This is a genomic window from Streptomyces palmae, from assembly GCF_004684805.1.
GTDB classification, from domain to species: Bacteria; Actinomycetota; Actinomycetes; order Streptomycetales; family Streptomycetaceae; genus Streptomyces; species Streptomyces palmae.
In genome coordinates this window covers 1-2,792 of record NZ_SRID01000571.1, presented here as the reverse complement: position 1 = coordinate 2,792, position 2,792 = coordinate 1, and the positions used below count along the sequence as shown (strand labels likewise).

The 2,792-nt window shown below is 74.7% G+C and carries 2 protein-coding genes and 1 pseudogene; all 3 read right to left on the bottom strand.

Features of this window, described 5'->3' with window-relative positions; all coding sequences use genetic code 11:
* Positions 1-309, bottom strand: a pseudogene (locus E4099_RS31045) (FHA domain-containing protein); the annotation flags it as partial.
* 98 nt (positions 310-407) lie between these two features.
* The gene (locus E4099_RS31040) at positions 408-1,730 is read right to left on the bottom strand and encodes a vWA domain-containing protein (RefSeq protein WP_135342435.1); all 1,323 of its coding nucleotides are present in this window, start codon (positions 1,728-1,730) and stop codon (positions 408-410) included.
* Between the two features lie 111 nt (positions 1,731-1,841).
* Positions 1,842-2,792 (bottom strand): PP2C family protein-serine/threonine phosphatase (locus E4099_RS31035; RefSeq protein WP_135342434.1); only part of this gene is annotated, 951 nt, incomplete at its 5' end.

Sequence of the window (2,792 nt, the reverse complement as noted above, 5' to 3'; positions counted from 1 at the left end):
GGCGGTGGGGGAGTGGGTCAGGAAGTTGTACCGGCACTCCTCGCAGAACGGCGCCTGCGCCTCACGGGGCGTACGGCACTGCGGGCACAGCTCCCCGCCCTGGGCGGGGCCGGGCTGACCGGGAGCGGCGCCCGGTCCGGGGTAGCCGTAGCCGCCCGGTGGCTGGGGCGCTCCGGGCATGGGCATGGGCATCGGCGGTGGCGGCGGCGGTGCGCCCCCGGGGGGCATGGGCGTCCCCGACATCCGGTGGCCGCATACCTCGCACCAGTCGTCGGCCGCCGACTGGTGGCCGTTCGGGCAGGTCGCCATGTCGGTGATTCCCCCTCTTGCGCCGCTTCCGGGCTTCTGCGCGCTGCTCGTCGGTCGCCGCGTGCGGTCGCCCGCGGCCACTCACTACTTCTTGCCTGCTACTTCTTGACGCGAACCGTCTTGGTGGAGCGGGTTTCGAGAGTCATCTCGTCCGCTTCCGCGACCTTCGCCTTCAGTCGCACAGTACCTGCCGCCACATCGATGACGTCGACCACCTTCGAAAGCAGTTTCGCGGTGTCCGTGTTCCCCAGCGCCCCGGCGAGCTGAACGGCGCGGCCCAGTTTGGCGGTTGCCCCGCTCCAGTCGCCGGCCTTGCGCGCATGGAGTCCCTGCTGGATCGCCAGGGCCAGTTCGGCCTGCCCCGTGTAGTGCGCGACCTGCGCGTTCATCCGGGTGGAGGCGACCAGGTCGCTGGTCCACACGGCCCGTACCAGACCCTGGGCCAGCGGGGTGGGCGCGCCGCCGTCCGGGGCGGGCCGTACCAGCGCGACCCGGCCGGCCAGCATCTCCTGCCCCACCTCGGCCGCCGGCACCCGCACGCAGACGTGGTAGTCGCGCGACTCGTCGCCCCAGGACCCGGTGGGGTAGTCGCCGGCCCGCGGCCCGGCCGGCACCCGGCGCCCGGTGAGGTCCTCGACGCTGGGCGCGACCTGCTTGACGAACAGCACCTCGGCGCCCTGCGGTGTCCACAGCCGCAGGGCGACGTCCGCCACCTCCTTGCCCATCGCCGTCTCCATCATCCGCGTGAAGTCGGCGGTCAGACCGGCCGGATCGGCCACGATGTCGGCGGTGCCCAGCAGCGCGGAGGCGATGCCGGTCACCTCCTTGACCTCCCAGTCGGTGCCCACCCCCCGCGCGTCGCAGGTGAAGCGCCCGGCGCAGGCGTCCAGGGCGGCGCGCAACTCCTGCGGGGACTCGTGCTCGTTGCGGCCGTCGGTGAGCAGGATGCCGTGCCGGATCGCCGCCTCGGAGGCGCCCAGCAACCGCTCGGCCAGCCGCAGCCAGGTGCCGATGGCGGTGCCGCCACCGGTGGTCAGCGCGCGTAGCGCGTCCTTGGCCCGCGCGCGGGTGGTCGGGTCGGCGACCGCCAGCCGGCCGTCGCCCGGGAAGACCTCGACGGCCTTGTGGGTGCCGGCCACCACGGCGAAGGCCACCCCGTCGCGCACGGTGTCGATCGCGGCGGCGGTGGCCTCCCGTGCGTTGCGCATCTTGGTCGGCGGGTAGTCCATCGACCCCGAGCAGTCCACCATGATCACCACGGCGGCGCCGGCGTCCACCGGTGGCAGCCGCCCGGCGGTGCCGCCGCCGGTGGCGGTGACGGTCGCGATGGCGTGCACCTCGCGACCGCCCTCCGGGAGGTACTCGTTCTGGTAGATATCGACCGAGAACTGCGGCACCTTGGGCTTGGAGAAGTTGGCCATCCGATCTGCTCCTTGGCACTCCGCTGGACATGAACGCACTCGCCGTGCGCGCGGAGCTCCGCCCCGCCCGCGCCCGTGCCCCCCGGCACGGTACGCGCCCCCCTCAGGCTGTCAGGCCGATCCTGCCCGCCCGGACGGTGCGGGGAACGGGAGGACCGCCACTGTTACGTTGTCGTGGCCCCCGCCCTCCAGCGCGTGGGCCACCAGCACCTGGGCGCTGAGCAGTGGCCGGGCGCCGGCGTCCGGCGGTACCGCGGCGGCCATCTGCTCGGCGGATTCCGCGTAGTTCCACAGTCCGTCGGTGCACACCACCACCACACCCGGGCGGTCCGGCTTGAAGGACGCGGTGTGCGGGTCCAGTTCGTAGGCGTCGGCGCCGAGCCAGCCGGTGATGGCGTGCGCCCGCTCGTCCGCGTACGCCTCCGCCTCCGACATCAGCCCGGTCGCCACCATCTGCGCGGCCCAGGAGTCGTCCTCGGTGAGCCGGGCGGGCGGTGCGGTCCGGTCCTCCGGCACCCAGTAGGCCCGGCTGTCGCCGATCCAGCCCACGGTGAGGACGTCGCCGGCGACCACCGCGCTGACGATGGTGCAGGCCGGGGCGTTCTCCTGGCGGTGCGGGTGCGGTGCCTCGACCGGCTCCCGGGCCAGCGCGTTGACGGCCTCGGCGGCGGCCAGGATGGCCTCCCGCATCGCCTGCTGGGGGTGGGCGCCGCGGGGCAGCGCGGCGGCGAGCACATCGCCGGCGGTGGTGGCGGCCGCGGCGGAGGCGTCGTCCGGGCGGGTGGCCGAGGAGACCCCGTCGCAGACCACGGCGATCGCGGCGGGCGAACCGTTCGGCAGGCAGGCCGCGGACAGCGCGAAGGCGTCCTCGTTGCGGTGGTGCCGCAGGCCCCGGTCGCTGGCCGCCGCCACCCCGGCCACCTCGCGCTCCATGTGGTCGCGCTCCCGGGGCTGGGCGTGCCCGCAGCGCTCGCAGTACCCGTCCTGGGCGATGGTCCCGGCCCGGCACGCCCCGCAGGTGGTGCCGGGCGCGGTAGCGGCTTGGGCCGGGGTGTGCGTGGG

Coding starts and splice junctions, on each gene's coding strand:
- E4099_RS31040 (WP_135342435.1), bottom strand. CDS start 1,730: ATGGCCAACTTCTCCAAGCCCAAGGTGCCGCAGTTCTCGGTCGATATC.